This window comes from Arthrobacter sp., assembly GCF_031179385.1.
Taxonomy (GTDB): Bacteria; Actinomycetota; Actinomycetes; order Actinomycetales; family Micrococcaceae; genus Arthrobacter_D.
Genome location: NZ_JAPSHV010000154.1, coordinates 1 through 5125, shown reverse-complemented (window position 1 = coordinate 5125; position 5125 = coordinate 1). Strand labels below are relative to the sequence as shown.

Sequence of the window (5125 nt, the reverse complement as noted above, 5' to 3'; positions counted from 1 at the left end):
TCGTTCCTCAACCAGCTCAACGGCCTGAAGGGGCGGGAACTGCTCTTCCTGTGCCGCTCCGGCGTCCGCTCGGTTGCGGCTGCGCAGAGCGCCGCCGCCGCGGGCCACACCGCGTACAACGTGATCCACGGGTTCGAAGCCGACGGCGGCTGGCAGGCATGCGGCCTGGCGACCACTGCCCACTCCGGTTCCGATGCTGCCGTCCCGGCAGCTGGGCAGGGCAACCCCGGTGAGTGAGCCCACGCCGTCGTCGTTCTCTCCGGCGGTCAACCGCGAGCCGGTCGCCGGAAACGGCGGCTATCCCCGCATTCAACAGACAGACGACGACGTCGCTGCCTGGTCGCCGGATACTCTCGCCGTTCGCGGCGGGCTGGCCCGGTCCAACTTCGAGGAAACGTCCGAGGCGCTCTTTCTCAACTCGGGGTTCGTCTACTCATCCGCTGCGGCGGCCGAAGCTGCGTTCACCGGTGACGTGGACCGCTTCGTCTACTCGCGGTACGGCAACCCGACGGTCGCCATGTTCCAGGAACGCCTGCGCCTGCTCGAGGGAGCGGAAGCGTGCTTCGCCACGGCCAGCGGCATGTCCGCTGTCTTCACTGCACTCGGCGCGCTTTTGGCTGCCGGGGACCGGGTGGTCGCATCCCGCAGCCTGTTCGGGTCCTGCTTCGTCATCCTGAATGAGATCCTTCCGCGGTGGGGCGTGGAGACCGTCTTCGTCGACGGGTGGGATCTCAACCAGTGGGCGGACGCGCTGAGCGTTCCAACCACTGCGGTCTTCTTCGAGTCACCGTCCAATCCGATGCAGGAGATCGTCGACATCCGGTCGGTGGTGAAACTGGCGCATGCCGCGGGCGCGCAGGTCGTTGTCGACAATGTCTTCGCCACCCCGCTGCTCCAGCGCTGCACGGAGCTGGGCGCCGACGTCGTCGTCTACTCCGGAACCAAGCACATGGACGGCCAGGGCAGGGTGCTCGGCGGTGCCATCCTGGGGCGGAAGGAGTTCATCGAGGGGCCGGTGAAAACACTCATGCGGCACACCGGGCCGGCGCTGTCCTCCTTCAACGCCTGGACTCTCCTGAAGGGTCTGGAAACACTGTCGCTCCGGGTCAACCACGCATCATCCTCGGCGCTTACCCTCGCCCGCTGGCTGGAAGCCCAGCCGGCAGTCAACTGGGTTCGGTACCCGCTGCTCGAATCGCACCCGCAGTTCGACCTGGCGGCAGGGCAGATGACTGCGGGCGGCACCGTCGTGACCTTCGAACTCGACGCGCCCGAGGGTAGGGCGAAGGAGCGGGCGTTCGCGCTGCTGGATGCGTTGAACATCATCGATATCTCGAACAATCTCGGCGATTCGAAGACCCTGATCACCCACCCTGCCACCACCACTCACCGGGCAATGGGGCCGCAGGGCCGCGCCGCCATCGACCTGTCGGACGGCGTCATCCGGCTCTCGGTGGGCCTCGAGGATGTCAGCGACCTGCAGACGGATCTGGGCAAGGCGCTCGCCTCCTGACCTGCCCGTAATCGCCCGAAGCTGGGATTCACCTGTGAGTTCTCCTCCGCATTGAACCTCGGGGGTGCTTCCTGCGTCTTCCCAGCAGAGGGGTCGAGTGGCCACTCCCATCCCCCGGGTGTCCAGGGGGTGATCACGGGAGGAATCAACATGAGTAAAGCATTACGCGTCCTTTTCGCCGTCATCGCGGTTTGCCTGTTGGCGCTGACCGGTTGTGGCGGCTCCGACACGCAGACCGAGGACATCCCCGCAGGTGAAGAGACTGCTGCAGAAGCACCACCCACTGAGGAACCCACGGAGACCGAGACCACAGAGGCGGAGACCACGGAGGAAGCTACAGAGGAGGCATCCGAGGAACCGTCCGGTGAGGCAGCCGGTGGCGGAACCGTCGGAACTCCCCTCGGCGTCGCCGAGACGGACCTCGGTGAAATTGTGGTCGACGCCGAAGGCATGGTGGTCTACTACTTCACCAATGACGAGCCGGACTCCGGCGTCAGCGCCTGCGAAGGTGGCTGCCTTGAAGCCTGGCCGCCGGTGCTCAGCGACAGCGAGACTCCGGAGGTCGAAGGCGTCACGGGCGAAGTCGGCACCATTGAAACGCCCGACGGCGAGCTGCAGGTGACCATTAACGGAATGCCGATCTACTACTTCGCCGAAGATGAAGCACCGGGCGACACCAACGGTCAGGGCGTGAACGAGGTGTGGTACGTCGTCGCACCTGACGGCACCATGATTCAGTGACCTACCCGCCAGGGACTACATCGCGGGCAAGGAGCGCACTCTTCAGGGAGCGCAAGGCATAGTGCAGCCGGGATTTCACGGTCCCCTCCGGTATGGAGAGGGACCGTGAAATCTCGGCCACGGTTTCACCGCGGAAGTAGAAGTGCAGCACCACATCCCGGTGTTCCGGGGAGAGCTCGTTGAGCGCGTCCGTCAGCAGCCAGGAGGTCAGGAGCTGTTCGACCTCGTCGCGGGAAGGAGTATCCGGGACCTCGTCCACGTCAAGTTCGTGGCGGCTGAACCCGCTGCGGAATGAGTCAACGAGAATGTTGCGGGCCACCACGAAAAGCCACGCGCGGATCTCCAGTTCAGTGTGCCCCCGCATCACCGGATGCTCCCAGGCACGCAACAGAGTCAACTGGACGACTTCATCGGCCAGGAAGGCGTCCGGTGTGAGACGGTGAACGAACCGCCGGAGAGGGCGCAGATGGTTGTCCCTGATGACGCTGAGCCAGTCCGGCTGCCCTTCGGCCATGTTCGTTCCCCACACTCGACATCCCAAGCCATTCCACCGCAGTTCTTACCCATTCATGCGGTGCAAGGTTGGGAAAAACCTGCGGCCTCCTTCATCATGCCCCTCGATGGCCTATTCCGACAGGGTGCTGGACCGCAGTCCGTCAGCCCAGTATGAAGTTCCAGGTCCCCGCCAGCACGGACGCGCTGACAGCCAGCCCGGCGATCGCCACACCAACCAGGACCACCACGATGTCGACGCGGCTGAAGGTGCTCTCCCTGGCCCAGGTGCGTGGTCCCGCACCGAAACCACGTGCCTCCATGGCCATGGCGAGCCGGGTTGCCCGTCGGATCGCCTGCACCATGAGCCCGAAGGCCTGACCGAGAAAGTTTCCGAGGCGTGCCGCCGGATTGCCCTCGTGGCCCACTCCCCGGGCGTGCCGGGCCAGCCCGAGGGTCCGCCACTCGTCGAAGAGCAGCCCAACGAGCCGCATCCCCGCCAGCGCTCCCAGCACGAACCGGTGCGGAGCCCTCAGTCGTTGCGCGAGCGCATCCGCGAGGTCGGTCGGGTCCGTACTGGTCAGCAGGAACAGGCCCGGAAGCGCGATTGCGAGCCCGCGCAGCCCGATGGCTAAACCAGCGTTGACCGAGTCCTCAGTGAACAGCACGGGCCCCAGCTCGAACAGGACACGCCCGGTCTTCTCCGCGAGAAGCGCGGTCCCGTAGGCACCGACGACGGCCGCGAGGACGAACGGCCAGGTCCGCAGCAGCAGCCGCCGGATGCTGATGCCAAGCAGCGGCAGAAGGAGCAGTTCAGAAGCGAGAACCACGCCGGCGCTGACCCAGTCCACGCTGAGCATGACGACGACGGTGATCACCACGGCGGCGAACAGCTTCGAGAGCGGATTGGCCCGAGGAAGGAACCGGCCAGTGATCTCCGGAGTCAGGACGTCCACACTCACGCCGCTACCTCCAGCGTTGCGGAATGTCCGTCGACGCTCACGATGCGGCTCCCGAGCGCCGTGGTGTACTCGCGGTCATGGGTCACCGATACCACGCAGGTACCCGCATGGATGAGCTCGGCGAGGAGGCCGATCAGCTCAGCCCAGGTGTTCGCGTCCTGACCGAAGGTGGGCTCATCCAGAATCAGGATGTCCGGGTCTGTGGCGAGCATGGTCGCCACCGACAGCCGCCGCTTCTCACCTCCGGACAGCGTGAAGGGATTGGCCTTCAGCAGTCCCGTGAGCCTGAGCCGTTCCGCGATGGGGTCGATCCGGCGTCGTATGTCCGCTTCGCTCTGCCGGGCAACCCGGCGGGGTCCGAACTCGAGTTCCTCAAGCACAGTGTTGGTCAGGAACTGGTGCTCGGGCTCCTGGAACACCGTGCCGATCCGGCTGACCAATTCCGCGGACTTCCAGTTCTGCGGCGTGGACCCGACTCCGCGGGCGAGCGGGTCCAGTGCTGTCAGCTTGCCGGCGCGCGGCTTCAGCAGCCCTGCGAGCGTGAGGGCGAGCGTGGACTTGCCGGCTCCGTTGGGTCCGAGCACGCTGACCGCCTCGCCCTGACCAAGGATGAGGTCAACACCGCTGAGCACCGCAGGTCCCCGTTTGGTGCGTGTGACAGATAACCCGGCAGCCTGCAGGAGGTCCTCGCCGGCACCCTGCCGAACGGCGGGAGTAGCGGGCCGGTGACCGGGTACCCATACCCCGGCTTCGATGAGCCGCGTGCGCACGGCGTTTCGCTGAAGCACGGCGTCCGGTTCGCCGTCCGCGAGAATACCGCCGTCGGAATCCAGTACGATCACGCGGTCCACCACGTCGGCCCATACCTCGACCCGGTGCTCCACCACGACGAGCGTGGCAGCGGTCCGGTCCAGCACCCGTACGACGGCGTCCCTCACCTCGATCACCCCTGCGGGGTCAAGATTGGCGGTTGGCTCGTCAAGAAGCAGCAATCCGGGCTGCATGGCGAGGACGGCAGCCAGAGCAAGTCGTTGCTTCTGACCCCCGGAGAGTGCAGTGGTGGGGTGGTTGAGCGGGACATCAAGACCGACGTCGTCAAGCGCCCGCCTCACGCGCGGCCAGATCTCGGCACGCGGCACGGCCAGGTTCTCGGCGCCGAACGCTACCTCGTCACCGACGCGCGCAAGGACCAGTTGGGTATCCGGGTCCTGCAGGACCAGTCCGGAACGTCCGCGAGCAGCGGCGGGGCTGACGCCGTCGACCGCGAGCGAGCCGGTCTGCTCTCCCTCGTCATGCTCGCCCAGCACTCCGGCGAGTCCGTGGAGCAGAGTCGATTTTCCTGCACCGGAGGCGCCGAGGAGCAATACGCGCTGCCCGGCGTCGATGGCCAGGTCGATGTCGCGCACCGCCCACCGCG

5 protein-coding genes and 1 pseudogene are annotated in these 5125 nt (G+C 66.2%); 3 read left to right on the top strand and 3 right to left on the bottom strand.

The window, feature by feature from the left end:
• From RIF85_RS14430 to RIF85_RS14420, 3 genes and pseudogenes are all read left to right on the top strand, one after another.
• Positions 1–237 (top strand): annotated as a pseudogene (locus RIF85_RS14430) (hypothetical protein); the annotation flags it as partial.
• Positions 230–1513, top strand: coding sequence for an O-succinylhomoserine sulfhydrylase (locus RIF85_RS14425; protein WP_375164860.1), 1284 nt, complete (start codon positions 230–232; stop codon positions 1511–1513). The pseudogene RIF85_RS14430 and the gene RIF85_RS14425, both read left to right, overlap by 8 nt.
• Positions 1514–1663: 150 nt before the next feature.
• Positions 1664–2254 carry a hypothetical protein gene (locus tag RIF85_RS14420; RefSeq protein WP_309072593.1) on the top strand — a complete coding sequence of 197 codons (591 nt, stop codon included), beginning with the start codon at positions 1664–1666 and terminating at the stop codon, positions 2252–2254.
• Between the two features lies 1 nt (position 2255).
• On the opposite strand, the gene RIF85_RS14415 is transcribed toward RIF85_RS14420, so the two are convergent.
• The 3 genes from RIF85_RS14415 to RIF85_RS14405 all read right to left on the bottom strand — a co-directional run.
• Positions 2256–2768: a sigma-70 family RNA polymerase sigma factor gene (locus tag RIF85_RS14415; RefSeq protein WP_309072592.1), complete on the bottom strand. Its 513-nt coding sequence runs from the start codon at positions 2766–2768 to the stop codon at positions 2256–2258.
• A gap of 142 nt (positions 2769–2910) precedes the next feature.
• A complete protein-coding gene (locus tag RIF85_RS14410; RefSeq protein ID WP_309072591.1) occupies positions 2911–3708 on the bottom strand; it encodes an energy-coupling factor transporter transmembrane component T in 798 nt (265 codons plus the stop codon).
• The coding region (locus RIF85_RS14405) for an ABC transporter ATP-binding protein (protein WP_309072590.1) at positions 3705–5125 on the bottom strand (1421 nt) is incomplete at its 5' end. The genes RIF85_RS14405 and RIF85_RS14410, both read right to left, overlap by 4 nt.

What these genes read in the sequence shown, in the direction of transcription:
- RIF85_RS14420 (WP_309072593.1), top strand. Translation starts at nt 1,664, where the DNA reads ATGAGTAAAGCATTACGCGTCCTTTTCGCCGTCATCGCGGTTTGCCTG.
- RIF85_RS14415 (WP_309072592.1), bottom strand. Translation starts at nt 2,768, where the DNA reads ATGGCCGAAGGGCAGCCGGACTGGCTCAGCGTCATCAGGGACAACCAT.